This is a genomic window from Rhodococcus sp. IEGM 1408 (genome assembly GCF_033142235.1).
Lineage (GTDB): Bacteria > Actinomycetota > Actinomycetes > Mycobacteriales > Mycobacteriaceae > Dietzia.
Genome location: NZ_JAWLRW010000001.1, coordinates 566,995 through 591,905 on the forward strand (window position 1 = coordinate 566,995; position 24,911 = coordinate 591,905).

Sequence of the window (24,911 nt, forward strand, 5' to 3'; positions counted from 1 at the left end):
CACCTATATAAGTGTCTGCGGCGACAAAGTATCGGCGGGCAGAGGCAAGCCCATCAGCATCGCTCACCTCGTCGTCGTCGCCGTCAGGTTGTCACCCCGACCACCGCGGCGCCGGTGAGGCCCGCGGTCAGCACGACGAGCCCGAGCTACCCGGGTAGCACCATGGCGGCGAGGGTGGTGATGAGGGCGGTGCGGCGGGCGGAATGAGAACCGGTTCGACACCTGTCTGTAGTGTCCGACCAAAAGGTTTCCGAGAGGACACGTCGATGGGTGGCAGGACGCGCGGCGGGGACGCCGTACGGGCGGAGCAGAACGGGCTGATCGCTGTCCTGGCGTTCGGCGGCATCGTCATGTCGCTCAGCCAGACCCTGGTGATCCCCCTGCTGGGCATGCTGCCCGCGATCCTCGGCACCTCCGCCACCAACTCCGCGTGGGTCGTCACCGTCACGCTCCTCGCGGGCGCGGTGGCCGGACCGGTCATGGGTCGCCTCGGTGATCTCTACCCCAAGAAATACGTCCTGATCGGCTGCACCGCGATCATGGTGCTGGGGTCGATCCTCTGCGCACTGGCCGGTTCGCTGTGGCCGATGCTCATCGGTCGCGCGCTGCAGGGCGTGGGGATCGGCGTGATCCCCATCGGCATCGCGACCATGCGCGAGGTGCTGCCCGCCGTACGTCTCGGACCGTCGATCGCACTCATGAGCTCGTCGCTCGGCGTCGGCGGTGCCCTCGGACTCCCGGCCGCCGCCGCGCTGGCGCAGTACGGCTCCTGGCAGTGGATGTTCTGGGGTACGGCGGCGCTCGGCCTGGCGATCATCGCCGTGATGGCCGTCCGGATCCGGACCCAGCCCGCGGCCAAACCCGACGGCACGCTCGACCTGATCGGCGCGTTCGGTCTGGGCGTGGGTCTGATCTCGCTGTTGCTGGCCGTCTCCAAGGGCGCCGACTGGGGTTGGGCATCCGCCCTCACCCTCGGCCTGTTCGGTCTGGCCGCGATAGCGTTCCCCGCGTGGGGCTGGTGGGTGCTGCGCCATCCGTCCCCCGTGGTGGACCTGCGGGTGGCCGCCCGCCGCCCGGTGCTCATGACCAACATCGCCTCGGTGCTCGTGGGGATGGGTCTGTACGCGCAGCTGATCATCCTCCCGCAGATCCTCCAGTTGCCGGTGGCCACGGGGCACGGACTGGGGCAGTCGATGGTCGCCATGGGGTTGTGGATCGCCCCCGGCGGGCTGGCCATGATGGCCATCTCACCGATCAGCGGTCGACTCATCACCACCCGAGGTCCCAAGACCACGCTCATCCTGGGGTCGTCGGTGATCGCGGCGGGTTACGCCTCGGCCATCTTCCTCATGGGCTCGACCTGGGGCATCATGCTCGCCGGGGCGCTGACCAGCGCCGGGGTGGGGTTGGCGTACGGCTCGATGCCCGCCCTCATCATGGCCTCGGTACCGATGTCCGAGATGGGTTCGGCGAACAGCTTCAACACCCTGATGCGCTCGATCGGCACCACGACGGCGGCCGCGGTGCTCGGTGTGCTGCTCACGCAGATGTCCACGGACTTCCACGGACTGTTCGTCCCCACCGAGGCCGGGTTCCGGGTGGGCCTGATCCTGGGGTGCGTGGTGGCGCTGGTGGCCGCGGCGGTCGCGGCCGTGATCCCGCCGCCGTGGGAGTCGGAGGATCGATCGGTCAGCGCGGATCGGCAGGGTTGAGCCCGCACGCCTGCTCCGCCCAGCCTGATCAACCCTGAGCGCGGGCGATGATCTCCCGGGCCAGCTCGGCGGGACGCTCCTCGGGGATCCAGTGGCTCGCGCCGGTCATCTCGGCGAAGCGGTAGTCGGCGTCCACGAAGCGGGCCGTGCGCTCGGCGCCGCCGCGGCCGAGCGCCGGGTCCCGGTCGCTCCAGACAAAGGTCGTGGGAACCCGGACGCGGGCGGTGGCATCCCCGGGTGAGGCGAAGGGCAGCGCGCGGTACCAGCCCAGCCCTCCGGGTACCGCGCCGTCGGCGACCATCTCGCGACGGAAGCGCTCGACCATCTCCGCCGTCATCCCCATCCCGGTCAGCGCCCGCTCAGCCCGGGTGCCCCGCGACGTGAGGACACGCTCGGGCAACCACGGGAGCTGGAAGAAGCCGATGTACCACGAGCGCAGCAGCTGATCCGAGGCGAACATCGCGCGCAGGAACGCGCCCGGGTGGGGAACCGACACCGCGGTGAGGGTGCGTACCCGGTCGGGATGCGCGGCGGCGACGCCCCACGCGACGGCGGCGCCCCAGTCGTGCCCGACGATGTGGGCGGTGGGGCCGTGGGCGGCGGTGCTGCCGGCACCGTGGTGGTCGGCGCCGGCGAGGCCGGCGCTACTGAGGTCGACGTTGTCCAGCAGGGCGATCACGTCGTCGACCAGCTCGGCCAACCGGTACGCGCGTCGGCCCCGGGGCCGGGCGGTGGCGCAGTAGCCGCGCTGATCCAGCACCAGGGTTCGCAGGCCTGCCGCGTGGAGCAGCGGAACCACCGCGTCCCAGCTGCTCGTCCGCTGGGGGAAACCGTGGAGGAGGACAACCGGCTCGCCATCGAGGGGCCCGGAGTCGACCGCCCGGAACTGCAGAGGCCCCCGGGAGAAGCGGATCTCGCGGACCTGCGTCTGTTCAGCCACGGACGTAACCCCTCCGGACGGCCCGCTCGAGGATCCCGAGCGTGGCCTTGAGTGCAGATGCGTCCAGCACCGGCAGGATTCCCGAATCGCGCCACTTCGGATGGGCATCGGACCAGTCGTAGTAGCTCACGACCTCGGTCGTGCCGTCGCCGCCCGTCGAGGTCAGGCGGTACCCGTAGGTGTGGCCGATCGGTGGTTTGATCTGGCCGTCGATGGTCCACGCGATCTCGACGTCCTGCTCGAAGCGGGAGATGACCACCTCGACGTCGTACCTGCCGAGGTCGTAGTCACCGAGGGCCTCGCGGTCCATATGGACGACAAACCGGTCGCCCACCGCGCTGACCACCGAGCCCTCCGCGGACTGGAGCATGCCCGAGGAGTCGATCGCCACGTGCCCGTCAGGATCGCAGAGCACGGCGAAGATCTGGTCCGGCGCGGCGGCGATCAGCCGTCGCGCCTCCAGTCGGTGGAGGTCCAATGTGGACGTGCTGGTGTCGGGCCCGGTGTCGCTGAGCCCGCTGTCGCTCTGATGAGTGTCAGTCACGGCGCCGACGCTACCCGTGTGGGTAGCGCCGGCGCCGTGGATCAGACTTGCTCCGCTGAACGGAATCAGCGGAGTGGATCCCGGGGGATCAGATCCGCGCGGGGTCCGGCCGGTCCCAGGCGCGGTGCACCGCGAGCAGCGGCTTGAGCGCAGCAACGGCACTGGCGGAGTCGTCGAAGGACGCCACGCCGGGTGTGGCGTCGGTGATCCCGAAGTCGACCAGATCCCCCGCGGTTGCGGCCGAATGCACGATGGCCTTCTTGTGCCGGAACATCTCGCTCAGGAGCACGTCGACGCGCGGGTTGGCGGGCAGGTCGAGCACGACGAGAGCGTCGAACTCGATGGAACGCTGTGTCTGGTACGTGCGCGACACGGCGACCGTGGTGTCACCGTCGCCCAGCGTCCCCCCGTGCTCGGCGATCACGAGCGGCACCATGTCATCGGCGAAGACGCCGTCGACGACCGCCTTGATGGCGTCGGCGTCCGTCCCGGACGTGACGAGGACGCCGATGAGCCGACCATCGGACGGCCACTCGCCACCGATCTGAGAGACCGTCGGGCTCGGGGCGACCTCGCCCGGTGACGCCACCTTGCGCGGCGCGGGCAGTCCGAGCCCGGTGGCGACGGTGACGGCCAGGTCGTGGTCGATCTGCGCGAGGGCGTCGAGTTGGCGGACCTTGATCGCTTCCTCGTAGCACTTGCCCAGCTCGAAGGTGTACGCGTCCGCAGTGTGCTGCTTCTCCACGGCGGACAGGCTGTTGTAGAACAGCGTGGCCTGCGAGAAGTGGTCGTCGAAGGTGGCCGGCGACTCGCGGACGATCGTCGCGTCGGCGATCCTCTGTGCCACCTCGACGAGCGCCTTGTCCTCGGTCCCGGCGAGGAACGGGCATCCGCCGTCGAGGCTGTTGGGCTGGTACGGGGCCACGCCCACGTGGTCGGCGGTCTGGTGCATCCCGTCCCGGAGCATGTCGTTGACATCGGTGTGGGGCCGGTTGATGGGCAGTTGGCCGAAGTTCGGGCCGCCCAGTCGGGAGATCTGGGTGTCGAGGTACGAGAACAGGCGGCCCTGGAGCAGCGGATCGTTGGTCACGTCGATGCCCGGCACGAGGTGGCCGGGGTGGAACGCGATCTGCTCGGTCTCGGCGAAGAAGTTCTTCGGGTTCCCGTTGAGGGTCATGGTGCCGATGATCTGCACCGGTGCCAGCTCCTCGGGCACGAACTTGGTGGGGTCGAGCAGGTCGATGCCGTTGAACATCTCGTCCGCGTCGTCCGGGAACACCTGGATGCCCAGGTCCCATTCCGGGTAGGCGCCGGACTCGATCGCGTCGTAAAGGTCGCGACGGTGGAGATCCGGGTCCATACCGGCGGCGATCTGGGCCTCCTCCCACACCAGCGAGTGCACGCCGAGGCGGGGCTTCCAGTGGAACTTCACCAGGGCCGTCTCACCGGCGCCGTTGACCAGGCGGAAGGTGTGGACGCCGAAGCCCTCCATCATCCGGTAGGAGCGCGGGATGCCGCGGTCGGACATGTTCCACAGGGTGTGGGCCTGCGCCTCGGTGTGGAGGGAGACGAAGTCCCAGAAGGTGTCGTGCGCGCTCTGGGCCTGCGGGATCTCGCGGTCCGGGTGCGGCTTGGCGGCGTGGACAACGTCCGGGAACTTGATGGCGTCCTGGATGAAGAAGACCGGGATGTTGTTGCCGACCAGGTCCCACGTGCCCTCGTCGGTGTAGAACTTCGTCGCGAAACCACGGGTGTCGCGGACCGTGTCGGCGGAACCGCGGCTGCCGAGCACGGTGGAGAAGCGGACGAAGACCTCGGTCTCCTTGCCGTCCTCGAACACGCCGGCGCGGCAGACGCTCGTGGCGGCACCGTTGGCGCGGAAGACGCCGTGGGCGCCGGCGCCGCGGGCGTGGACGACGCGCTCCGGGATGCGCTCGTGGTCGAAGTGCGTGATCTTCTCGCGCAGGTGGTGGTCCTGCAGGAGCGTGGGCCCGCGACGCCCGGCCTTCTGGGAGTGGTCGGTGTCGGAGATCCGCGCACCCTGGGCGGTGGTGAGGAACTGCCCCTGCTGGCGGGCGGCGTCCTCGGAGTCGGCGGACGCGGCACCGGTGGGGCTGAACGGCGTGGCGCCCTTCTGGTCGGGCTTGGGAGGAAGGGGACCGGTCGGCTCGGTGGGCTCCGCGACGGTGGGGGGCTTGGACCCCGGGACGCCGGGCACGACGTCGCCGCTGCCGATGACCTCGTCGGCGAGCTTGCCGGCGGCGTCGGCGACCTTCTTGGCCGCGGCTCCGGCCGTCTTGGATGCGGCGGACTTCTTGTCAGACATGTGACTCCTGTCGAGAGTGACGCGTGGGAATTGTTCGTCACACGAACTCTTCCACCCAGGGAGAAGTTCGCAACCTGACGCGGAGCGACGAGTCCGGGAGTGAGCGCGTGGGTCGGCCGGGACGAGTCAGCGGCGCGCGAGTGCCTCGGCGCCCCTCTCGTGCCCCGGCCGCGGTCAGAGCCCTCCGGACAGGATCCGGTCGGCCTGGCCGCGGTCGATCCTCGTGCGCTGCCCGCACGCCGTGCAGGTGGCGGAGTAGGACGATCCCAGCGGGACGAGGGGGATGAAGAAGACGGAGAAGGCACGCTTGTCGCGGTCGACCCGATGCGCGGCGCGGTTGCCACAGTGCGGGCAGGTGGCCTGGGCCAGCCCCAGGTTCCGGGTGGAGTTCTTGAAGCCAAAGATGAGGAGCATCCGGCAAGCCTGGCAGCGTGGCCGACGGAGCGCACCCGGTCAGGCCGCATAAGGTAATCCCCATGACGATCCCGGGACCCCACGGCGCCGACGCCGGGACAGCCGCCATCTCACGAGACCATCTTCCCTATCCGGTGATCCTCGCGGCGGCGTGGTCGGCGTGTCTGCTCCTCATCGCCGGGGGCGGCTGGCTCCTGGGGCAGGCGGTCGGCCGGGTGTCCGTGATCCTCGCGCCGCTGGCTATCGCGGTGTTGCTCGCGGCCATGCTCAGACCGTTGGTGGACCGGATCCCCACGCGGGTCCCGCGGGCCGCGGCGGCCCTCGTCGTCGTCGTGGGTCTCCTTGTCCTGATCGTGGGCGCGCTCGCGGCGGTGACCACCCAGCTCGCCACCGGGGTGCCGGGGATGCGCGAGAAGCTCAGTGGCGGCATCGACTCCGCGCTGCGGTGGCTGGAGGACGGGCCCCTCCACCTGACCGCCGACCGGCTGCAGGAGGCCGTGGTCCAGTCGCGCACCTGGCTCGAGGCCCACTCCGATTCCGTGGCCGCCGGCGCCGTCCAGTTCGGCCACACCGCCGTGGACGCGGTGGCGGGGCTGCTGATCTGCCTGGTCTCGTTGTTCTTCTTCCTCTACCACGGCGAGAAACTGTGGGAGTTCTTCGTCCGCTGGCTCCCGCGGGCGAGCCGCGACCACGTCGACAGCGCGTTCCGTCACGGTTGGCGCAGCCTCGGCGCGTACACGCGGACCCAGCTCACCGTGGCCGCCATCAACGCCGGCGGGGTCGGCATCGGCGCGCTGGTGCTGGGCGTTCCGTTCGTGGTCCCCATCGTCGTGGTGGTGTTCCTGGCGTCCTTCGTCCCGATCATCGGGACCCTCGTCGCGGGCCTGGTCCCCACCGTCCTGGCGCTCGTGGACAGAGGGCTGGTGATCGCGATCGCGATGCTGGCGATCGTCGTGGTGGTGCACCAGATCGAGTCGCACCTGCTCCAGCCCATCCTCATGGGGCACGCGGTGGCACTGCACCCGCTCGCGGTGATCGTGGTGGTCACCGCCGGTACCTATCTGTTCGGCGTCGTGGGCGCGCTGTTCGCCGTGCCCGTCACCGCCCTGGTCAACACGGTCGTGAGGTACCTGGCCGCGCAGGGCGGGCGACCGGGCGAGGGGATCGTGCCCGAGCGCGACGAGGTGTCCGGGCCGGATAGTGACGACGACGAGCCCGCCGTGCCCGCGACCGCACCCGCCGATCGCTGAGGGGCGCGCGATGGCGTCGAACACGGCCGGGGGAACGGCTGGCGAACCGGCCCGGGGGATGGTCGAGGTGGTGCGGTCGAGCCTGGTCCGCGCCCCGCGCGACGAGGTGTGGGCGCGCGTCGTCACCGCCGAGGGGGTCAGCGACGAGTTCCGCCCCCTGCTGACCATGTGGTTCCCGGGGGCCCTGGCCGGGCTGTCCATCGCGGACCTGCCACCGGGTCGGTCGATCGGGCGGGCGTGGATCCTCCTCGGTGGGGTCATCCCGGTGGAGTACGACGACCTGGTGGTGGTGGGGCTGGAGGCGCCCCGCTACTTCCAGGAGCGCTCCCGCCTGGGCTCGTGTCGGGTCTGGGAGCACCGGCGGGAGCTCGACGCGCTGGCCGACGGTTCCACGCGCGTCACCGACACGCTGCGGGCCGTCCCCCGGGTTCTGGTGCCCCGTCCGCTCGTGCGTGTGGTGGTCGGCGCGCTGTTCGCCCACCGGCACCGGCGACTGGCCCGCGCCTTCGGGGCCGTCGGCAGTGGAGGGTGATCCGCGCGGTCGGTTCGGCAAAGTGTGACGCGGAGAACTGCCCACCAGGCTCCTGATGCCGCACAATGGGCGGGAGGTCCTCCCGACGTCGAGGTACGGCGCGGAGACCGTCCCCGAGGGGGAATGCGATATGCAGAAGACAATGCTCCACGGACGGGAACTGGCCTACCGCGAGGCGGGAGCCGGCGAGGGAAAGCCCACGCTGCTGCTCATCCACGGTATGGCGGGCAGCTCCAGAACCTGGCGCGAGTTGATCCCGCGCCTGGAATCGAACTTCCACATCATCGCCCCGGACCTGCCCGGTCACGGGGAGAGTTCACTCGATTTCGACGACTACTCGCTCGGTGCGATGGCCTCGGCCCTGCGCGACCTGCTGGTGGTCAAGGGCATCAAGCGCTGCACGGTGGCCGGCCAGTCGCTCGGCGGCGGCGTGGCCCTGCAGTTCGTCTACCAGTACCCCGATTTCTGCGAGCGGATCGTGCTGATCGGCAGTGGCGGGCTGGGCAAGGAGGTCAACTGGATCCTGCGCCTGCTGGCGGTCCCGGGTGCCGAGCTCCTGCTGTCCGCCGGCGCGGCCCCGTTCCTGGTGTCCGCCGGGGACAAGGCCCGCGGTTTCTTCAGCGGGAAGGGTGTCCGCGCGGTGGCGCTCGAGGAGCCTTGGGCGGCGTACGAGTCGCTCGGGAGGTCGGGTCATCGGCGCACCTTCTTCAAGACCCTGCGCGCCGTCGTCGACAACAAGGGCCAGGCAGTCTCGGCCAACAACCGGCTCCACCTGGCGGGACAGCTGCCGTTCCAGCTGATCTGGGGCGACCGCGACCCGATCATCCCCGTCTCCCACGGGCACACCACCCACGACGCGATTCCGGGCAGCCGCCTGGCGATCGTCGAGGGGACCGGGCACTACCCGCACGTGGAGGACCCGGCCGCGGTCGAGCGGATCCTCCGCGAGTTCATGGAGGTGACCGAGCCGGGGCTCATCGACCACGAGACGCTCAGCGGATTCGTGACCGCGGGCGACGACCAGGACTCCGCGCTGCGTGACTCCTGATCGCACGATTCTCCAATGAACTCGGCGGAATGAACTCAGCCCCGGTTCCCGCGATGGGGAACCGGGGCTGAAGCGCTCAGAAGCCGGGAATCAGGCGACGGCGTCTGCGTCGACCTCGGCGTCGGCGTCGGCGTCGGTCTCGCCACCGAGCGAACCGGTCACGTCGCTGAGGGAGCCGGCGTCGACGGTGTCGGTATCCTCGCCGTCCTCGACCTCGCCCGGGGTCTCGGCGTCGATGCCGCGGAGGATGTCGAGCGCACCGGCGATGTCACCGGTCATGGCGGCGGCCACGGCGGCGTCAGCGTTGGCCTCGCACTCGTCGCCGGACAGGCCCGGGACGACGGAGCCCGCGGAGCCGAGGAAGTCGTACGCGGAGATCGTGCCGCAGAGCTGCTGCGCGATCTCGGAGACCTCGGCGGGGGTCTCGACGTCGTCCGCCAAGGCGTCGATGGTGTCGGTGTCGGTCTCGGTCTCGGTGGTCTCGGTGGCGCCGAGCGAGCCGGCGTCGAGGCCGGGAAGTTCGCTCTGCGCGGCCGCGAGGCCGGCGCCCGCGAAGGACAGGGCGGCGGCGGAGCCGATAACAGCAATGGTCTTCTTCAAGCTCATCACCTTTCTGTTTCAGCACCGGGAATGTCCCGATGGCATGGCGGTTACCGTAACGGCCAAATCGGATCACTGCTGTGACGACGGTCACGACGGCGCGGAGGCGGGCTCGGGAAACCGCCTATGCGCAGGGCCGACGCCGTCCGGAGAAATTCCTCTTCATCTGGCCAAGAGTTTGCCGGGGCGCGCAACTGCAGGGATGCTGGACGCATGAGTGGAACCGCCGAGATCTATGACGCCGTCCTCACCCCGGGCAAGATGGACCTGCTCCGGGCGTGGGTCCGCCACCAGTCCTGGTTCGACGGCGACCCGGACCGGTTGGAGCAGGTGACCACCTACCGCTTCGTGGACCCGGAGGGCGAGGTGGGGATGGAGTCGTTCCTGCTCACCGACGGCACGCGCACACTCCACGTCCCCGTCACGTACCGCTCGGCAGAGCTTCCGGACGCCGGAGACGCGCTTGTCGGCACATTCGACCACTCGGTCCTCGGGCCGCGGTGGGTCTACGACGCACTGTCGGACCCCGTCTACGTGGCGGAGGTCCGCCGGGTGATCGGTCACCGGGACACCGCTGCCGACCATCTGGCCGTGGAGGACGGGACTATCACCCCGTCGCCCGTCAACATCCGCGGCGGCGGTTCCGGGTCGACCGCCGAGTCGGAGGCCGCGCCGCAGATCATCCGAGTGATCTCCGAGGAGAACGACGCCGAGGCGGACCGCCCGCTCATCGGCTCCCCGGGCACGCTCAGCGGGACGTGGCACGACGACAACGGGTCGCACACCGCCGTCCTCGTCGTCGTCGACTGATCCTCCCCGACTGATCCACCGCAACTGGTCCCTTCAACCCTGACCCGTGCGCGAAAAGCACCGCCCCACCTCGTCGGAGGTGGGGCGGTGCCGTTTCAGGGGCGTAACCGAGCGGGTCAGACGCTCTTGATGGCCGAGACCTCGATCTCGAGGGTGACCTTCTCGGAGACCAGCACGCCACCGGTCTCGAGCGCGGCATTCCAGGTGAGGTCGAAGTCGCTGCGGTTGATGGTGGTGGTGCCCTCGAAGCCGGCGCGGAGGTTGCCGAACGGATCGGTGGCGGTGCCCTCGTAGTCGAACGGGATGGTGAGCGACCGGGTCTTGCCCTTGATGGTGAGGTCGCCGGTCACGTCCACTCCGCCGGCGCCGTTGGCGGCGATCCCGGTGGAACGGAAGGTGATCTCCGGGTAGGTCTCCATCGCGAAGAAGTCGTTGGACTTGAGGTGGCCGTCGCGGTCGGCGTTGCGGGTGTCGATCGAGGAAGCGGTGACGACGACCTCGGCGCTCGCGCCCTCGATCCCCTCGGCGGGGACCGTGACGGTGCCCGTGAAGTCGTTGAACGAACCGCGGACCTTGGTGATCATCGCGTGGCGGGTGACGAAGCCGAGGCGGGTGTGCGTGGGATCGAGGGTCCAGGTGCCGGTCAGGTCGCTGAGGTTGGTGGTCATGGTGACTCCTTGGGGGTTGGCCCCGGCCGCGAGGCCGGGGCGAGTTCCTTGTTGTGTCACCTACCTTAGGCCAGGGTCCGTGACGTGTCAACAACGTTCCCGGAATCGGTCAGGGTCGGTCGGGGTCAGCCGACGTGACGACGCAGGAAGTGCAGGGCGTGGGCCACGGCGCGGTCGTGGCAGGGCCGGCCGGCAAACAGATCGAAGTGGTCGCCCGGGTAGTGGCGGACCTCGGCGCGGGCGGCGAACGCGGTAGTGGCAGCGGCATGCGGCGGAGCACTGCGGTCCAGGTCGGCGATCTGGACGAGCATGGGGACCTCGACGTGCTCCTCCGCGTGCCGACCGGGCCGGAACGACCCCAGCTCCGTGCCGATGGACGCACCCACCTCATTGCGCCAGCTGGGCCCGGCGACCGAGGTGTACGCCTTCTCGTACCCGTCGAGCGAGAGCAGCGCGGTGGATCCGGGCGGGCCGGCGAGCGGCAGCATGGGCTCGGGTCGTCCCGCCGCGGTGACGGCCTTCGCGGCGATCGCGGCGCCGGTCGACCGCAGCAACGCGGAGGGCTTGTGCTGGCGGGTCGCGGCCATGGCGGCGGCGCGGCCGTCGACCAGCGGGACCATGGAGATGATGGCGGCGACGTCATCCCGGCCGCGCGCCACCTCGAGAACGTGCCCCCCGGCCAGCGAGCAACCCCACAGCACGATCCGGGTGGGGTCCACTCCGGGTTGTGCGGCCGCGGCGGCGATGGCCGCGCGGTAGTCGTCCTGCTGCCGGGCCGGCGAGACCACCTGCCGGGGCTGCCCTCCGGAGCGGCCGAAGCCGCGGTAGTCAAAGGCGAAGGCCGCGTATCCGGCCGCGGCGAACGCCTCGGCGAACGGCATGAGGCCGGAGTCGGCGGTTCCACCCAGGCCATGGGCCAGGACCACGCAGGGGGCCGTGCCGTCCTGGCTCCCCACGGCGGGGAGGAACCAGCCGCGGCACTCTGCGGCGGCCGAGCCGCTGCCGGAGCGGAAGGTGATGTCGACGGGACTGTTCATTTATTGATTCCTCCGGGTGGTGTCGGAACTCCCCGCGGTCGCGGCGTCCTCTGTTGCACTACCAGCGGTAGCAACGGCGGTATCAACAGCGGTATCGGCGTCGACAGCGGAATCGAGAGCGGGGTCGAGGCGGCCGTAGACCGCGCGGACCCACAGGTCCGCCGCCGTGGTCAGCAGGGGCTGTCGGGGCGCGTCCCGGTCGTAGACCAGACGCTCGAGAACGGATTCGTTGATGTGGATCAGTGACTGCGCCAGAGTGCCGACGTCGGCACCGTCGGGGGCTCGTCCCGCAGCGCGCTCGGACCGGATGAAATCGGCGATCGGCGCGGCCAGGACGGCGCGTCCCCTGTCCCACAGTTCCCGGGTCGCCTGGTGCGTGGTGCGTGCGGTGAGCAGCGCCCGATAGATGTGGTCGCGCTCCAGGACCCGCTCGACCAGGAGGTTCAGCGCGGAGTCGACCCGGGCGCGGAAGTCGCCCTCCCCGCTGATGATCCTGGTCGTCGACTCGCGGGCCTGCTCGTGGACCAGCACCAGCAGCACCGAGACCGCCGCGGCCTTGGAGTCGAAGTAGAAGTAGAACGCCGACCGGGTGATGCCGGCGGCGTCGGTGAGGTCCGCGACCGAGATGTCGTCGAGTGCAGTCGTGCGCAACTGGGAGTCGAGTGCGGCGAGCAGCGCCTCCCGGCGCCGGTCGCCGCGCGGGGAGCCGCCGGTTGCCGACCCGCCCGGTACCGACCCGCCGGGCGCGGGACTGGCGGGTGTCACGCGGGCGCCCCGGCCCGCAGCGCGGAGCCCAGCCGGGCCGCCCGCTCGCGTCCACGGGGGATCTCGGAGTTCCGGAGATCGTGCTCGTAGAGGAAGTAGTCGACCTGCTGCTGGTGGCGCGGGGTGTCGAGCATGTGGCCGATGTACTTCTTCTCGTCGGCGACGATGACTCGCTCCATCTCCGGTGTCGGCGGTGTGCGGTACAGGCCGGCGGCCCACGCCCCGATGAGCCGGGCCTGCGCTTCGACGAAGGGGAACAGCGTCGGGGTGGACTGCGCGAAACCGGCGAACACCAGGTCGTCGATCCCGGGGGAGAACATCCGCTTGTAGAGCGGGATGTGGTTGTGCGCGTTGGCGGACAGGAACTCGGGGTCGAAGAACGGGAACGACGTGTTGTACCCGGTGGCCTGGATGACCACGTCGAACTCGGCGGCCGTTCCGTCCTCGAAGTGCACGGTCCGGCCGTCGAACCGGGCGATGTTCCCCTTGGCCGTGACGTCCCCCGAGCCCAGCCGCAGCGGCAGCTCCACCGACTGCGTGGGGTGCGCCTCGAAGAACTTGTGGTTGGGCTTGGGGAGCCCGTAGTCCTCCGGGCGACCTGCCGACATCGGCTGCATGGCCTGGATGGCCTTGCGCTGCCACGAGTACGGCAGGAACGGGAAGGTGGCGAAGTACTTGTCGGCCGGCTTGCCGGCGATGTACTTCGGGACGATCCACGCGCCCGAGCGCGAGGAGATCACCACCTCGTTGCGCATGATCTTGGAGGACAGCTCTACCGCGATGTCGGCGGCGCTGTTGCCCAGGCCCACCACGAGGATGCGCTTGTCCACCAGGTCCAGCGGGTCCCATGGGTCGACGTAGGCGTGCGAGTGGATCATCTCGCCGGTGAACTCGCCCGGGAAGTCGCCGAAGCGCGGGTCCCAGTGATGGCCGTTGCCCACCACGAGCGCATCGAAGCGCCGGGTGCCGGAGTTCTCGGTGGTGAGCTCCCAACCGCCGCCGGGCAGCCGCTCGGCGTGCAGGACCCGGTTCTCGAACTCGATGAGGCGCAGCAGGTCAAACGCCTCGGCATAGTCGTCGAGGTACTGCTTGATCTGCGAGTGATGCGGGAAGTCCGGGAACTCCTCCGGCATCGGGAAGTCCCGGAAGCTCAGTTGGTGCTTGGAGGTGTCGATGTGCAGAGAGCGGTACGCACTGGAGCTCCCGTTGGGGTTGTCGAACGCCCAGTTCCCGCCGATCCGGTCCGAGGCTTCAAAGCACACAGCGTCGACGCCGTAGTCCTCGAGCATCTTGAGCGTCGTCAGGCCGCTGATGCCCGCGCCGATGACGGCGATCGTGGGGGTGGATGTCATGTGGACCTCTTCTAACGAGAACTATGGCGTCGATCACATTATGGCCCTAGATTGACGGGCGTCAACAAGTTGCCCTCAGTGGCAGCCTCAGAGGGGAAGCCAGATGGCCCAGGATGAGTTCAACGGATCGGGACCCGGCGCGGAGCACGCCACCGGCTCCGGCGCCGGCAGCAGCGCCGCCACCAGCACCGGAGACGGCGGTGGCGCAGTCGCGAGGAACGCCGTGGTGGTGGGCGGTGCCTCCGGGATCGGGTGGGCCACCGCACGAGCGCTCGTCGCCGAGGGATGGCAGGTGACGATCGCCGACGTGAACGCCGCCCTCGTCGCCGCGAGGGCGGCCGAACTCGGTGGTGAGGACGGTTCGTCTGGGGACGGCCGGGTCCACACCGCCCGGGTCGTCGACGTCTCGGACGAGAGTTCCGTGGAGGCGCTGTTCAGCGGGACGCGACCGGACCTCGTCGTCACCACCGCGGGCGTCAGCACGATCGGTCTGGTCACCGACCATGACACCGCGGAGTTCCGCCGCGTGGTGGACGTGTGCCTGACCGGCACGTTCCTGGTGTTCAAGCACGGGGGTCGGGTGGTCTCCGGTGGCGGCTCCATGGTCGCGATCGCCTCACTCAACGCCCGGCAACCCGGCCGCGGGATGGTCGCGTACTGCGCTGCCAAGGCGGGCCTCGTCATGCTCGCGCAGGTCGCGGCGCTCGAGCTCGGGGAGCGGGGGATCCGGGTCAACACCGTCTCGCCCGGGTTCCTGGTCACCCCGCTCACCGAACCCGTGCTGCAGATCCCCGGACTCGCCGAGGAATACGCCGAGAACTCGAGCATCCCGCACCAGGGCACCGCGGAGGACGTGGCTCGGGCGGTCCTGTACCTCGCGGACTCGCCCTGGATGACTGGGGAGGACCTGGCCGTCGACGGCGGCGCGCAGCTCAAGCGCTACCCGGACGTCATCGGCCTGGCGACCAAGGCGTTCTCGTGAAGCTCAGGCGCGGCGGGACCCGGACGTCGCAGCTGGCCGGGCGATCCGCGATCGTCACGGGGGGCGGTTCCGGGATCGGCGCCGCCCTGTCCCGGGCGCTCGCGGCGGCGGGCGCTCACGTGGTGGTGGCGGACATCGACGTCGAGGCCGCCCGCAGGGTTGCGGAGGGAATCGAAGGGAGCGCTGCGGCGGGCGCTGCGGCGGGCGCCGAGGCGGGCACGGCCGGTTCCGGGACCGCGCGGGCGGTGCGGCTCGACGTCACCGACGCCGCAGCGGTGGCAGCGCTGGTCGACGAGGTGGTGGCCGAGCACGGCGGGCTCGATCTGATGTTCGCGAACGCCGGGATCACGTGGGGCGGTGACACGGAACTGCTCACGCTCGAGCAGTGGAACGCGATCGTGGACGTGAACATCCGCGGCGTCGTGCACTGCGTCCACGCCGCCTACCCGCACATGATCCGGCGAGGGTCGGGGGCACTGGTGCTCACCGCGTCGATGGGCGGGTTGTGCCCGGCGGGGCTCATCACCAGCTACGCGATGACCAAACACGCCGTGGTGGGACTGGGGCTCTCGCTGCGTGCGGAGGCCGCGGGCCACGGCATCGGGGTGACCGTCGTGTGCCCGGCGGCCGTGGAGACCGCGATTCTCGACAAGGGCGAGCTCGGCGGCTTCAACGGTCGGCACTACTACCTGGATGGTCAGGGTGTGCGGGAGCCCCTCGACCCCGATGAGCTGGCCCGGAGCGTGCTGGACGGAGTCGCGGCCAACCGCGCGCTGGTCATCGAGCCGGCGCGGGCCCGGGCGACCTGGCGGCTGCAGCGACTATCCCCGGCCCTCATGGACCGGATGCTGACGAGGTACGTGCGGGCGACGCGGCGCCGGCGGGACGGGGCCCCGGCCGGCGCCTGACGCTCGGGGGCATCGGCCGCTGAGTGTTCAGCAGCGCAGTGCTCCGACCGCAGAATGCTCGTCGACGGGCTCAGTGCTCCTCGGCGTCCGACTCGGCCTTGGTGACGTGGACGGTGCCGTGCTCGTGCTCGGGCGGGCCGTACAGGGAGTAGACCTTGAGCGGCTCGTCGCCGATGTTGGTCACGTTGTGCCACGACCCGGCGGGGACGAGGATCACCCAGTCGTCGCCGACCTCCTTGTCGAAGTCCAGCTGGTCCTCCGCCGGACCCATCTGGACGCGGCCGCGGCCCTGCTCGACCCGCAGGAACTGGTCGTGGTCCTCGTGGACCTCGAGGCCGATGTCGTCCCCGGGCGCGATCGCCATGACGGTCATCTGCATGTACTTCCCGGACCAGAGCGTGGTCCGGTAGTTGGTGTTCTCGAGGGTCTGCTCCTCGATATTGGTGACGAACGGCTTCGGTCCGTGATCGCGTGCTGCCATGGTGTGGTCCTCTCGGTTCGCGTGGTCCGGGTAGACCCTGCGGGTCGGCTCATGCCGGGGCCTCACCATCATGCCGCGCCCGGTCGGGCCGCGAGTCGTCGGCGGCGGGTCCCGGCGCCGGGCGCGCGGTCGAGGCGTGGGCGGCCCCCTTCTGCCACGGCCACCGCCCGGAGATCTCGAGCTCGAGCGACCAGCTGAGGAACGTCCTGATAAGCACGATGAGCCCGAGCACCGCGACGGATTCGAAAGTGGGGGAGATCGCGACCGTCCGGATGATGTCCGCGGCCACCAGGAGTTCGAGGCCCAGCAGGATGGCGCGGCCGAGACGGCGCCGGAAGGCGGTGTACGCGTCACCCTCCGGGCCGGGCCGGCGCCGTGGGGTCAGGGTCAGCAGCGCCGCCACCAACGCCCCCACGACGATGGCGGCCACGCCCGCCACGTCCATCGTCCTGCCGACGAGTTCCATGGCCTCCGTGAACGTCATGGCCGAACTCTAGACCGGCCCGGTCGCCCGTCGGGTGGGCTGCGGGACGAGTGTGGTTGACGGATCAACTATATTGGCGGCATGACTATCCCCACGAACTCCGGCCCCGACTCCGCACCCTCGTCGTCGTCCCCTGGCGTGACCTTCGGACTCGACACCTTCGGCGACACCACCGTCGATCAACACGGTGCGCGCGTCCACCACGCGCAGGTGATCCGCGACGTCGTCGAGCAGGCCGTGCTGGCCGACCGGGTGGGCGTCGACGCGTTCGGCGTGGGGGAGCACCACCGCCCCGATTTCGCCGTCTCCACGCCCGACGTGGTGCTGGCCGGAATCGCGACCCGCACCGAGCGGATCACGCTGGGGTCGGCGGTCACGGTGCTCTCCAGCGATGACCCGATCCGCGTGTTCCAGCGCTTCTCCACCATCGACGCGCTGTCGAACGGCCGCGCCGAGGTGGTGCTGGGGCGCGGGTCGTTCACCGAGTCGTTCCCGCTGTTCGGCCTGGACCTGCAGCAGTACGAGCAGCTGTTCAGCGAGAAGCTCGACCTGTTCGCCGCGTTGCTGCCCGAGGAGCCCGTCACGTGGTCCGGCGAGCTGCGGCCGCCGCTGGTCGACCAACGCGTGTACCCGGAGACCGAGGGCGGGCTGAGGGCGTGGATCGCCGTGGGCGGCAGCCCCGAGTCCGTGGTGCGCGCGGCGCGCTACCGGATGCCGCTGATGTTGGCGGTGATCGGTGGGCCGGCCGGGCGGTTCGCGCCGTTCGCCGACCTCTACCGCGAGGCCAATGCGCAGCTCGCGGGCACGGGATCGACTGGTGGCCCCGCGCCGCGGCTGCCGATCGCCGTGCACTCCCCGGGCTTCGTCGCGGAGACCGACCAGGAGGCCGCGGCCCTGGCGATGCCGCACTGGCTGGTCAACCGCAATCACATCGGCCGCGAGCGCGGGTGGGGCGACGCCGTGGAGGCCGATTTCCACCGTGAGGTCCGCTCCGGCGCGATGTACGCCGGGTCGCCCGAGACGGTCGCGCAGAAGATCGCCGCCACCGTCCGCACGCTGGGCCTGGACCGCTTCGATCTCAAGTACGCCAGCGGCCCCACTCCGCACGAGGACCTCATGAACTCCATTGATCTCTACGGCCGTAAGGTCATCCCGCGCGTGCGGGAACTGCTGGACGAGGCACGCTACGAGCCCGGCGTGCCGCAGACGGTCTCACGCGGCTGATCACGCGGCTGATCGCGCGGCTGACCGCGCCTGGTCGCGGGGCTGTACCGCTGGCATGGCCGGAGCACGCGGCCTACCGTGGGGCCATGCTCTTCGCCTTCTCCGTCGCACCCACGACCACCGCGGACGAGACAGCATCCATGAGCGAGGCTGTCGCCGAGGCGGTCCGGGTGGTCCGCGCCTCCGGCCTGCCCCACGAGACCACCTCGATGTTCACCACCATCGAGGGCGAGTGGGACGAGGTCATGCCCGTCATCCGCGCGGCCACGGAAGCCGTGCTGGCCGTGGCACCCCGGGTCAGCCTCGTGCTCAAAGCCGACCTGCGGCCCGGCCGCACCGGCGAGCTGCGCGGGAAGGTCGAGCGGGTGGAGCGGCACCTGGCGGGAAAGGCCGGCGGCGACGACGACGAGGTGGTCGCACCATGACCTCCCGCACCCCCTCGGAGCGACCCTCGCGCACCGACCCCGGATCCGACGCGGACGGTCATCGGCCGCGCGGCCTACAGACCGTCGCGTACGTGGCGGCCACCGCGCTCGGCGGGATCGGTGCGCTGGTCGTGGCTGTGGTGGAGCTGGTCTCCCCCGACGCCAGCCTCTTCGACGTTCTGGTGTGGGGCGCGCTCGCCATCCTGCTCCTGGGCGCGGCCGCCCACCGGTGGTGGTTCGGGGGCCGCGCGGAGGAGCGCTCTCACCTGGTTGCCGTGAACCTCGGTCGCGTGGAGGTCGCCGACGCCGAGCGGTCCTCGTCGGGCGAGATCGACACTGTCCGCAGGCTCCGGAGCGCGCATCCGCGTCTCGGTCTGCGGGACGCGTACGAGCTCGTCAAGCTCCACGGCACCGGGAACCGCTGACCAGCTGGCTCACTGACCAGCTGGCTCACTGAAGAGCTGAGTCGCGGACCTGCTGGGGGCTCAGCAGCGGCCGGAACCGCCCAACGCGCGGGCGACGAGCGAGTGGGTCCGCGAGTCGACGGCCATGCCGCCGTGCGAGTTCGGCCCGCCGCCACACGCGTCCTCGGTGACCCGCCACTGCACCCCGGGTCCGGGCACGAAGCTCCGCTCCGGCGGCAGCAGATGGTCCCCGCGCGTGGCGATGAGCGTGTAACCGACGCCGGGCAGGAACGGGGTGCGGTCCAGGCCGTACCAGGCGGTGAGTACCGGGCTGCCGGGCGACAGCTCCGCCAGACCGCGGAGGTTGGCGGCCCACAGCGCGGCGCCGGCGGCCTCCCGCGGCAGCTGGTGGGGGATCAGGCCGCTGTTGTCGGCGCCCCAGTACCCGCCCACCGAGACCACGCGCCCCACCGCGCCCGGCCGCAGCACCTTGGTGGTGTACCCGGCGATCGAGGCGCCCTGCGAATATCCCACCAGGTCGACCTGCGCCGCGCCGGTGACGGCCCGGACCCGGTCGATCACCCCGGCGAGCTGCGGGCCCGAGGCCCCTGCGATCGAGTCGAGGCCGCCGCGGGCCGGGTTGCCCACGTAGGCGCCCAGGGTCGGGGCGACCACGCAGAAGCCCTGCCTGCGCAGCGGCGCACCCAGCCGCGAGACGGTGTTGGGGCCGTTGTCAAAGGTCCCGTGGACCAGGATCACCGGCCGCGGGTGAGCTGCTGTCGGCCGGCAGTTGATGGGCGCGTCGACCGGGGCCGGCGGGCCGGGCGCGCCGAGTGGGCCGTTGATCCCGCCCAGCGCCTCGGTCACGTACGGTCCGAGCTCCCCGGTGGGATCGAGTGCCTGGATGGCGTCCTCCACCGGCCCGGCCTGCGCGACGGGCGCGGTCACGATCGAACCCGACGCCGCTGCGACCGGTATCCCCAGCGCGGCGGCGGCGACGGCACCGGCCAACCGGGAACGAACCGAGCGGTGTGGACGCCTGCGTGAACCGGTCATTGACACTCCCTGGAGCCTGAGGATCTGACCAGTATGCGAGCAGCTCGGGCGATTGGGAACCGCTTGCCTCGCGAACCTCCGCGGGAATCGCGAACCGCTGCCACCTCACACTTCGCCCTCGCAGGACGACTACCGGGGGAACCACATTCGGGGTGCGTCAGCGCCCGGCCGGCGACGAGGGGAGGATCTGACCCATGAGGGCAACCTTCGACGCCGCGGTGGTCCGGCACGGGCCGACAGTCCTGCGGGTGTGCCGCGCGGTCCTGGGGGTGGGTGCCGACGCCGACGACGCCTGGTCGGAGACGTTCCTGTCCGCGCTGCGGGCCTGGCCGGAGCTCCCGGAGGAGACCAACGTCGAGGCGTGGCTCGTCCGCGTCGCCCACCGGCGGGCGGTGGATGTGGTCCGGCGCTCGGCGCGCGCGGCCACCCCGGCGGGCGGCGCCGATGATGTCGCGCTGCTCGACGAGTGGGCGCGGGCGGGTGGCGGACGGTCCTGCGGCGCGCGGGGAACCTGGACCGGCGACGACGACGAGGCCGGCGACCCCGCGATCTGGGCGGCCGTCGCGGCACTGCCCACCCGGCAGCGACTCTGTGTGGCCTACCGGTATCTGGGCGGACTCCCGTACGCCGAGATCGCCGAGCTCACGGGCGGCGGTGAGGCGGCCGCGCGGCGCGCCGCCGCGGACGGGGTCGCGGCCCTGCGGAGAACACAACTCGAGGAGCAGCCGTCATGACCGACAGAGCCGATGTCAGTACCGCGTCAGACGTCAGTAACAGCACGGTGAGTAACAGCACCGTGGCGATGCTGCGCGGCGCGCCCGCTGACATCGCGCGACTGCGCGACCGGCTCACCCGGGAGGCCGAGCGGGACGACCTGGTCGACGTGGCGTTCCGAACGGTCGACTCGCCCATCGGGGGTCTGCTGCTGGCGGCCACCCCGCTGGGGCTCGTGTACGTGGCGTTCGAGATCGAGGACCAGCAGGCCGTGCTGGAGATGCTCGCGACGCGGATCGGGCCCCGCGTCCTGCGCGCGCCCGCCGACCCGGGAGGGGTCGGGTCACCGGGCCCCGCCTCTCGGGTTCTCGCGACCGCCACCGAGCAGATCGACGGGTACCTCGCGGGCCGCCGTCGCGAGTTCGATGTCGCGCTCGACCCCGCGCTGGCGACCGGGTTCCGCGGCGAGGTGCAGCGTCGTCTGGCCGGGGTGGCCTACGGGCGCACCGCCACCTACAAGGAGATCGCCGCCGCACTCGACCGGCCCGGGGCGGTCCGCGCGGTCGGCTCGGCGTGCGCCACCAACCCGCTCCCGCTGGTGTGGCCGTGCCACCGGATCCTGCGCTCGGACGGCGCGCTCGGTGGGTACCGGGGTGGGCTCGAGGCCAAGCGGCGGCTGCTGGCGATGGAGTCGGCGGCGTGACATCGGCACAGGTCGCCGCGCTGTTCGGCGTCTGGGCGATCGCGGTGGTCTCGCCGGGGCCGGACCTCGTCGTCGTCCTCCAACGCGCCCTGGCCGGCCGGCGCCACGGGGTCGCGACGGCGGTCGGGATCGTCGCCGGCATCTCCGTGTGGCTCGTGGCCGCGTTCGCTGGGCTCGCCGCCCTCGTCCGCGTGTACCCCGCACTCATGACCGGGCTCCAGGTGGCGGGCGGCGCGCTGCTCGCGACCCTCGGCGTGCTCGGGATGCGCGGTTGGTGGCGGGCCCGGGCCCGGTCCGGGACCTTTGCGGGAAACGAGGCCGGGGCGGGAACCGAGGCCGGGGTCGAAACCGGGTCAGGTGAGCGGCAACCCCCACCCCGCGGCGCAATCGGGTTCCCCGGTGGCGACGTCGCGCGGGGCCTGGCCACCAACCTCGCCAACCCCAAGGCGCTGGTGTTCTTCGGCGCGGTCCTCACCCCGTTCCTCAGCGGTGAGGTGCCGGCCGGGCGGTCGGCCTTCTTGGTCGTGGGGATGATCGCCGTGGCGCTGGCGTGGTTCTGCGGAATCGCCGTGGCGGCATCGCATCGGAGAGTCAACGAGCGGGTCGGGCGTCTGATGCCGTGGGTCGACGTGGTGGCGAGCGGGCTGTTCGTGGTGGTGGGGGTGGCGTTCGTGATCGAGGCTTTGGCCTGAGGATCCGGGGACTAGGTTCACCGATCATGGGCACAGGTGCAGGCGACGTGGTCGGAGTCCGGGACTGGGCCCGCGCGGCGCTGGCCATGTTCGCCGTGGGCTGGGGCGCGAACCAGTACGCGCCGTTGCTCACCATGTACAAGACCGAGCTGGGACTCGGGCAGGACGACGTCACCGCGATGTTCGCGATCTACATCGTGGGCCTGATCCCCGCGCTCGTCCTGGCCGGCCGCTGGTCCGACGCACACGGCCGGCTCGTCCTGATGCGACCCGTCCTGGTGCTCTCCCTGGTGGCGACCGTTCTCATGCTCCTCGCTCCGCAGGATCCGTTGTGGTTGTACCTGGGCCGGTTCCTCGCCGGGGTGGCCTCGGGCGCCGCGTTCGGCCCGGGCGGCGCGTGGATCCGTGAACTGTCGGCCGCCGCCCCGCCGGGGGCCGGGGCGCGACGGGCCGCGATCGCCGTGTCCGGCGGGTTCGGACTCAGCGCGCTCGCCGCCGGGATCCTGGGCGAGTTCCTCCCCGCTCCGGAACTGACGCCGTACCTGCCGCACCTGGTCCTGGGAGTGGTGGCGATGGTGTTCGCCTGGAACGCCCCGGACCCCTTCGTGCCCCGGCACGGGGCGGCGCGGGCGCCGTTGGTTCCGGCGGGCGCGCGCAGGCGCAGGTTCGCGCTGGGTGTCGCCCCCTGGGCGCCGCTGGTGTTCGGCTGCGCGTCGATGTCGTTCATCGTGCTGGCCGGGCTGCTCGGTGGGGACGCGGGGATGCCCGTGCTGTACGCGGGGGTCCTGGCCGGGCTCACCCTGGGTACCGGCGTGCTGGTGCAGCCGGCAGCTCGCCGGCTCGCCTCCGCCGCGGCCCCGTGGCGGGTGCCCGTGGCGGGGTTGGTGGCCGCGGCGGTCGGGATGGCGGCCGGGGCCGGGTTGGTGGCAGCGGCGGACCTGCCGCTGCGCGCTCTGGCGATGCTGCCCGTGGCGGTGGTGTTGGGCGCGGGTTACGGCACCCTGCTGGTGGGCGGGCTCGTGGAGGTTGAACTCCAGTCCGGTCCCGAGGAGCACGCCGGCATGGTGGCCGTGTTCTACGTCCTGGCCTACCTGGGCATGGCGACGCCGTACGCGATCGCCGCGGTCACGCCGATCGGCGGACCGATGCCGTGGATCGGGGCGATCGCGGTCGTGTGCGTGCTGCTCATCCCGCTGACGGTGTCCCAGCTACGCGAGAGCCCCGCACCTGCGTCGTGACGGGCGGTCTGCCCTCCGCGGACCATCGCACCCACCGGCGATCCCGGGCGGTCACGCTGAGCCGGGGCCGTCCCGGGGTTGGGCACCAGAACTACTGTCACGGTGACGTATCGGGCGCCGTTGCGGGAAACCGGCATGAACCCGATCGCCCATCGCGGCCCCGTCGAGGTCTTCCGGACGGGCCGGGTGAGTCCTACCCTGGTCAAGAGATTGCGGCGTCAATAGGTTGCGAGCGAAGAGATCACGAGCCCGCTCCACCCGCCCTCGACCCCGAAGGTGCGGCGACCAGGCGCACCAGGAAGTAAGGGAGGCCCGATGGGCAAGGTGGTGATGTACGCGTCGGTCTCGGTAGACGGGTTCATTGCAGACGAGGAAGACCAGCCCGGACCGCTGTTCGAATGGTTGACCAGCGGGGACGTCCCGTTGGACGAGAGCGGCGTGTTGAGGGTGTCGCAGGCTTCCTACGACTACACCCGGCAGTACTGGGATCAGGTCGGTGTGACGATCGTCGGCCGCCACGTCTTTGACCTGACGGACGGGTGGGATGGGAAGCCTCCGAGCGGGGTCGATCACATGGTCGTGGTGACGCACCGGCCGCGACCCGAGGGCTGGGACGCCGAGGCGCCCTTCCGCTTCGTCGATAGCGTCGAGGCAGCCGTCTCCAGCGCGCGGGAGCTCGCGGGTGACCGCATCGTCGAGGTCGCTGCCGGCGACGTCGGTGGACAGGTACTCGCAGCGGGCCTCGTCGACGAGGTGCGCATGGACGTCGTACCCGTCGTGTTGGGCTCCGGAAAGCGCTACTTCGGGTCGGTCCACGCACAGCGACTGCTGCAGGACCCCGACGAGGTGATTCAGGGCAACCGGGTGCTTCACCTGCGCTATCGGGTGCGCCGTTGACCGATTAAGCACAGTCGTCGTGCCGCGGTCGCGGAGGCTGTCTCGACTCTGCGGGAGCGTCTCGACTCTGCGGGACGTCGGCGTCCGTGTTGCGTGGGGCCGCGAAGTTGCGGCCGAGAACACAAAACGCCAGGTGAGAGCATGCGCGAAGACCGTTCGTGGCCGGTCGCCCGACGAACTCCCGGGCCTCCGATGTGGCGCTGAGCACGTTGTGTTCCCACAGTTAGGTGGCGGGAGGGGATCCGTGTAGCGTTGCCGAAGTCGCCAAGGACGGGGCCGAGCCGAGAGGTTGGGACCGGGAACAGGCGGAGGCTCCAAAAAGCAAGACGGACAAGCGGTTTGACTCGCAGAGTTCGGATCGCTAAGATGGAGAAGTTGCCCTCGAGAGAGGCGGCGAAGCCGCAAAGCAGAGGAAAAGCCCGGTTTTGTAACCGGGGAGTGAGCCTGCTAAGCTGGTGGAGTTGCCCCGAACAGGGGTGGCGGAATCATCCCGGACACTACGTGGCTAAGAATGCCACAAGGTGACGGTGTGTGGGTGTTGTTTGAGAACTCAACAGTGTGTTTTGTTTGTGATAGTGCCAAATTTTTTTGGTTTGCGACCTTCACACTCCCTGTCGTGGGGGTCGCGTTTTTTGAACAGCCAGTTATCTGGTTTGTTTTTTGCTTGGATTGTGCTTTTCGTAGTGCTGAGAAGCTTTTATGGAG

Annotated in this window: 27 protein-coding genes; 15 read left to right on the forward strand and 12 right to left on the reverse strand. The window is 70.6% G+C overall.

Annotated features, from left to right (window positions below):
• Window positions 1-266: 266 nt before the first annotated feature.
• Entirely contained in the window at window positions 267-1,712 is a 1,446-nt protein-coding gene (locus R4P08_RS02705) for an MFS transporter (protein WP_317812202.1), read from the forward strand.
• Window positions 1,713-1,740: 28 nt separating this feature from the next.
• Here R4P08_RS02705 and R4P08_RS02710 read toward each other — a convergent pair whose 3' ends face one another.
• The 4 genes from R4P08_RS02710 to R4P08_RS02725 all read right to left on the reverse strand — a co-directional run bounded on the left by R4P08_RS02710 (window position 1,741) and on the right by R4P08_RS02725 (window position 5,936).
• A complete protein-coding gene (locus R4P08_RS02710) occupies window positions 1,741-2,652 on the reverse strand; it encodes an alpha/beta fold hydrolase (RefSeq protein WP_317812203.1) in 912 nt (303 codons plus the stop codon).
• Window positions 2,645-3,130 (reverse strand): polyketide cyclase, encoded by a 486-nt coding sequence (locus tag R4P08_RS02715; RefSeq protein WP_317812254.1) that lies wholly within the window; start codon window positions 3,128-3,130, stop codon window positions 2,645-2,647. The genes R4P08_RS02710 and R4P08_RS02715 overlap by 8 nt, the downstream gene beginning before the upstream one ends.
• Window positions 3,131-3,284: 154 nt before the next feature.
• The gene (locus R4P08_RS02720) at window positions 3,285-5,522 is read right to left on the reverse strand and encodes a catalase (protein WP_317812204.1); all 2,238 of its coding nucleotides are present in this window, start codon (window positions 5,520-5,522) and stop codon (window positions 3,285-3,287) included.
• A gap of 174 nt (window positions 5,523-5,696) precedes the next feature.
• Window positions 5,697-5,936 (reverse strand): zinc-ribbon domain-containing protein, encoded by a 240-nt coding sequence (locus R4P08_RS02725; RefSeq protein WP_317812205.1) that lies wholly within the window; start codon window positions 5,934-5,936, stop codon window positions 5,697-5,699.
• 62 nt (window positions 5,937-5,998) lie between these two features.
• Between R4P08_RS02725 and R4P08_RS02730 the strand changes: the two genes are divergently transcribed.
• From R4P08_RS02730 to R4P08_RS02740, 3 genes are all read left to right on the forward strand, one after another.
• Window positions 5,999-7,186, forward strand: coding sequence for an AI-2E family transporter (locus R4P08_RS02730; RefSeq protein ID WP_317812206.1), 1,188 nt, complete (start codon window positions 5,999-6,001; stop codon window positions 7,184-7,186).
• A 10-nt stretch (window positions 7,187-7,196) separates the two neighbouring features.
• Complete coding sequence (locus tag R4P08_RS02735) at window positions 7,197-7,718, forward strand: hypothetical protein (RefSeq protein WP_317812207.1); 522 nt, start codon at window positions 7,197-7,199, stop codon at window positions 7,716-7,718.
• Between the two features lie 130 nt (window positions 7,719-7,848).
• Window positions 7,849-8,766 (forward strand): alpha/beta fold hydrolase, encoded by a 918-nt coding sequence (locus R4P08_RS02740; protein ID WP_317812208.1) that lies wholly within the window; start codon window positions 7,849-7,851, stop codon window positions 8,764-8,766.
• Between the two features lie 90 nt (window positions 8,767-8,856).
• Here R4P08_RS02740 and R4P08_RS02745 read toward each other — a convergent pair whose 3' ends face one another.
• Entirely contained in the window at window positions 8,857-9,372 is a 516-nt protein-coding gene (locus R4P08_RS02745) for a hypothetical protein (protein ID WP_317812209.1), read from the reverse strand.
• 207 nt (window positions 9,373-9,579) lie between these two features.
• On the opposite strand from R4P08_RS02745, the gene R4P08_RS02750 reads away from it, so the two are divergent.
• Window positions 9,580-10,176: a maltokinase N-terminal cap-like domain-containing protein gene (locus R4P08_RS02750; RefSeq protein WP_317812210.1), complete on the forward strand. Its 597-nt coding sequence runs from the start codon at window positions 9,580-9,582 to the stop codon at window positions 10,174-10,176.
• Between the two features lie 116 nt (window positions 10,177-10,292).
• On the opposite strand, the gene R4P08_RS02755 is transcribed toward R4P08_RS02750, so the two are convergent.
• The 4 genes from R4P08_RS02755 to R4P08_RS02770 form a co-directional block, all read right to left on the reverse strand.
• Entirely contained in the window at window positions 10,293-10,844 is a 552-nt protein-coding gene (locus tag R4P08_RS02755) for a YceI family protein (protein WP_317812211.1), read from the reverse strand.
• 125 nt (window positions 10,845-10,969) lie between these two features.
• Window positions 10,970-11,881 (reverse strand): alpha/beta hydrolase, encoded by a 912-nt coding sequence (locus R4P08_RS02760; protein ID WP_317812212.1) that lies wholly within the window; start codon window positions 11,879-11,881, stop codon window positions 10,970-10,972.
• The gene (locus R4P08_RS02765; protein WP_317812213.1) at window positions 11,882-12,646 is read right to left on the reverse strand and encodes a TetR/AcrR family transcriptional regulator; all 765 of its coding nucleotides are present in this window, start codon (window positions 12,644-12,646) and stop codon (window positions 11,882-11,884) included. It abuts the gene before it with no gap.
• Window positions 12,643-13,998 (reverse strand): flavin-containing monooxygenase, encoded by a 1,356-nt coding sequence (locus R4P08_RS02770; protein WP_317812214.1) that lies wholly within the window; start codon window positions 13,996-13,998, stop codon window positions 12,643-12,645. Before R4P08_RS02770 ends, R4P08_RS02765 begins: the two co-directional genes overlap by 4 nt.
• A gap of 223 nt (window positions 13,999-14,221) precedes the next feature.
• Here R4P08_RS02770 and R4P08_RS02775 point away from each other — a divergent pair, with 223 nt between their 5' ends.
• Both R4P08_RS02775 and R4P08_RS02780 read left to right on the forward strand, forming a co-directional pair.
• Entirely contained in the window at window positions 14,222-14,980 is a 759-nt protein-coding gene (locus tag R4P08_RS02775; protein ID WP_317812255.1) for an SDR family oxidoreductase, read from the forward strand.
• Window positions 14,977-15,888 (forward strand): SDR family NAD(P)-dependent oxidoreductase, encoded by a 912-nt coding sequence (locus R4P08_RS02780; RefSeq protein ID WP_317812215.1) that lies wholly within the window; start codon window positions 14,977-14,979, stop codon window positions 15,886-15,888. Before R4P08_RS02775 ends, R4P08_RS02780 begins: the two co-directional genes overlap by 4 nt.
• A gap of 70 nt (window positions 15,889-15,958) precedes the next feature.
• Here R4P08_RS02780 and R4P08_RS02785 read toward each other — a convergent pair whose 3' ends face one another.
• Window positions 15,959-16,369 carry a cupin domain-containing protein gene (locus R4P08_RS02785; RefSeq protein WP_317812216.1) on the reverse strand — a complete coding sequence of 137 codons (411 nt, stop codon included), beginning with the start codon at window positions 16,367-16,369 and terminating at the stop codon, window positions 15,959-15,961.
• Window positions 16,370-16,418: 49 nt separating this feature from the next.
• Complete coding sequence (locus R4P08_RS02790) at window positions 16,419-16,853, reverse strand: DUF1622 domain-containing protein (RefSeq protein ID WP_317812217.1); 435 nt, start codon at window positions 16,851-16,853, stop codon at window positions 16,419-16,421.
• A gap of 81 nt (window positions 16,854-16,934) precedes the next feature.
• Between R4P08_RS02790 and R4P08_RS02795 the strand changes: the two genes are divergently transcribed.
• The 3 genes from R4P08_RS02795 (at window position 16,935) to R4P08_RS02805 (ending at window position 18,927) form a co-directional block, all read left to right on the forward strand.
• Window positions 16,935-18,077: an LLM class flavin-dependent oxidoreductase gene (locus R4P08_RS02795; protein WP_317812218.1), complete on the forward strand. Its 1,143-nt coding sequence runs from the start codon at window positions 16,935-16,937 to the stop codon at window positions 18,075-18,077.
• Between the two features lie 86 nt (window positions 18,078-18,163).
• Window positions 18,164-18,502 carry an MTH1187 family thiamine-binding protein gene (locus R4P08_RS02800; RefSeq protein WP_317812219.1) on the forward strand — a complete coding sequence of 113 codons (339 nt, stop codon included), beginning with the start codon at window positions 18,164-18,166 and terminating at the stop codon, window positions 18,500-18,502.
• A complete protein-coding gene (locus R4P08_RS02805; protein ID WP_317812220.1) occupies window positions 18,499-18,927 on the forward strand; it encodes a hypothetical protein in 429 nt (142 codons plus the stop codon). The genes R4P08_RS02800 and R4P08_RS02805 overlap by 4 nt, the downstream gene beginning before the upstream one ends.
• Before the next feature lie 60 nt (window positions 18,928-18,987).
• Here R4P08_RS02805 and R4P08_RS02810 read toward each other — a convergent pair whose 3' ends face one another.
• A complete protein-coding gene (locus tag R4P08_RS02810; RefSeq protein ID WP_317812221.1) occupies window positions 18,988-19,962 on the reverse strand; it encodes an esterase/lipase family protein in 975 nt (324 codons plus the stop codon).
• Between the two features lie 194 nt (window positions 19,963-20,156).
• On the opposite strand from R4P08_RS02810, the gene R4P08_RS02815 reads away from it, so the two are divergent.
• The 5 genes from R4P08_RS02815 (at window position 20,157) to R4P08_RS02835 (ending at window position 24,206) form a co-directional block, all read left to right on the forward strand.
• On the forward strand, window positions 20,157-20,696 hold the full coding sequence (locus R4P08_RS02815) for an RNA polymerase sigma factor (protein WP_317812222.1): 540 nt from the start codon (window positions 20,157-20,159) through the stop codon (window positions 20,694-20,696).
• Window positions 20,697-20,764: 68 nt separating this feature from the next.
• A complete protein-coding gene (locus R4P08_RS02820; RefSeq protein ID WP_317812256.1) occupies window positions 20,765-21,379 on the forward strand; it encodes a methylated-DNA--[protein]-cysteine S-methyltransferase in 615 nt (204 codons plus the stop codon).
• Window positions 21,376-22,071, forward strand: coding sequence for a LysE family translocator (locus tag R4P08_RS02825; RefSeq protein ID WP_317812223.1), 696 nt, complete (start codon window positions 21,376-21,378; stop codon window positions 22,069-22,071). Before R4P08_RS02820 ends, R4P08_RS02825 begins: the two co-directional genes overlap by 4 nt.
• Before the next feature lie 26 nt (window positions 22,072-22,097).
• On the forward strand, window positions 22,098-23,309 hold the full coding sequence (locus R4P08_RS02830; RefSeq protein WP_317812224.1) for an MFS transporter: 1,212 nt from the start codon (window positions 22,098-22,100) through the stop codon (window positions 23,307-23,309).
• Window positions 23,310-23,624: 315 nt separating this feature from the next.
• Complete coding sequence (locus R4P08_RS02835; RefSeq protein ID WP_317812225.1) at window positions 23,625-24,206, forward strand: dihydrofolate reductase family protein; 582 nt, start codon at window positions 23,625-23,627, stop codon at window positions 24,204-24,206.
• Window positions 24,207-24,911 lie beyond the last annotated feature (705 nt).

Excerpts from the sequence above, each read along its gene's own strand:
- R4P08_RS02705 (WP_317812202.1), top strand. The coding sequence starts at position 267 with ATGGGTGGCAGGACGCGCGGCGGGGACGCCGTACGGGCGGAGCAGAAC.
- R4P08_RS02720 (WP_317812204.1), bottom strand. The coding sequence starts at position 5,522 with ATGTCTGACAAGAAGTCCGCCGCATCCAAGACGGCCGGAGCCGCGGCC.
- R4P08_RS02725 (WP_317812205.1), bottom strand. The coding sequence starts at position 5,936 with ATGCTCCTCATCTTTGGCTTCAAGAACTCCACCCGGAACCTGGGGCTG.
- R4P08_RS02730 (WP_317812206.1), top strand. The coding sequence starts at position 5,999 with ATGACGATCCCGGGACCCCACGGCGCCGACGCCGGGACAGCCGCCATC.
- R4P08_RS02735 (WP_317812207.1), top strand. The coding sequence starts at position 7,197 with ATGGCGTCGAACACGGCCGGGGGAACGGCTGGCGAACCGGCCCGGGGG.
- R4P08_RS02740 (WP_317812208.1), top strand. The coding sequence starts at position 7,849 with ATGCAGAAGACAATGCTCCACGGACGGGAACTGGCCTACCGCGAGGCG.
- R4P08_RS02745 (WP_317812209.1), bottom strand. The coding sequence starts at position 9,372 with ATGAGCTTGAAGAAGACCATTGCTGTTATCGGCTCCGCCGCCGCCCTG.
- R4P08_RS02750 (WP_317812210.1), top strand. The coding sequence starts at position 9,580 with ATGAGTGGAACCGCCGAGATCTATGACGCCGTCCTCACCCCGGGCAAG.
- R4P08_RS02755 (WP_317812211.1), bottom strand. The coding sequence starts at position 10,844 with ATGACCACCAACCTCAGCGACCTGACCGGCACCTGGACCCTCGATCCC.
- R4P08_RS02760 (WP_317812212.1), bottom strand. The coding sequence starts at position 11,881 with ATGAACAGTCCCGTCGACATCACCTTCCGCTCCGGCAGCGGCTCGGCC.
- R4P08_RS02770 (WP_317812214.1), bottom strand. The coding sequence starts at position 13,998 with ATGACATCCACCCCCACGATCGCCGTCATCGGCGCGGGCATCAGCGGC.
- R4P08_RS02785 (WP_317812216.1), bottom strand. The coding sequence starts at position 16,369 with ATGGCAGCACGCGATCACGGACCGAAGCCGTTCGTCACCAATATCGAG.
- R4P08_RS02790 (WP_317812217.1), bottom strand. The coding sequence starts at position 16,853 with ATGACGTTCACGGAGGCCATGGAACTCGTCGGCAGGACGATGGACGTG.
- R4P08_RS02795 (WP_317812218.1), top strand. The coding sequence starts at position 16,935 with ATGACTATCCCCACGAACTCCGGCCCCGACTCCGCACCCTCGTCGTCG.
- R4P08_RS02800 (WP_317812219.1), top strand. The coding sequence starts at position 18,164 with ATGCTCTTCGCCTTCTCCGTCGCACCCACGACCACCGCGGACGAGACA.
- R4P08_RS02805 (WP_317812220.1), top strand. The coding sequence starts at position 18,499 with ATGACCTCCCGCACCCCCTCGGAGCGACCCTCGCGCACCGACCCCGGA.
- R4P08_RS02810 (WP_317812221.1), bottom strand. The coding sequence starts at position 19,962 with ATGACCGGTTCACGCAGGCGTCCACACCGCTCGGTTCGTTCCCGGTTG.
- R4P08_RS02815 (WP_317812222.1), top strand. The coding sequence starts at position 20,157 with ATGAGGGCAACCTTCGACGCCGCGGTGGTCCGGCACGGGCCGACAGTC.
- R4P08_RS02820 (WP_317812256.1), top strand. The coding sequence starts at position 20,765 with ATGCTGCGCGGCGCGCCCGCTGACATCGCGCGACTGCGCGACCGGCTC.
- R4P08_RS02830 (WP_317812224.1), top strand. The coding sequence starts at position 22,098 with ATGGGCACAGGTGCAGGCGACGTGGTCGGAGTCCGGGACTGGGCCCGC.
- R4P08_RS02835 (WP_317812225.1), top strand. The coding sequence starts at position 23,625 with ATGGGCAAGGTGGTGATGTACGCGTCGGTCTCGGTAGACGGGTTCATT.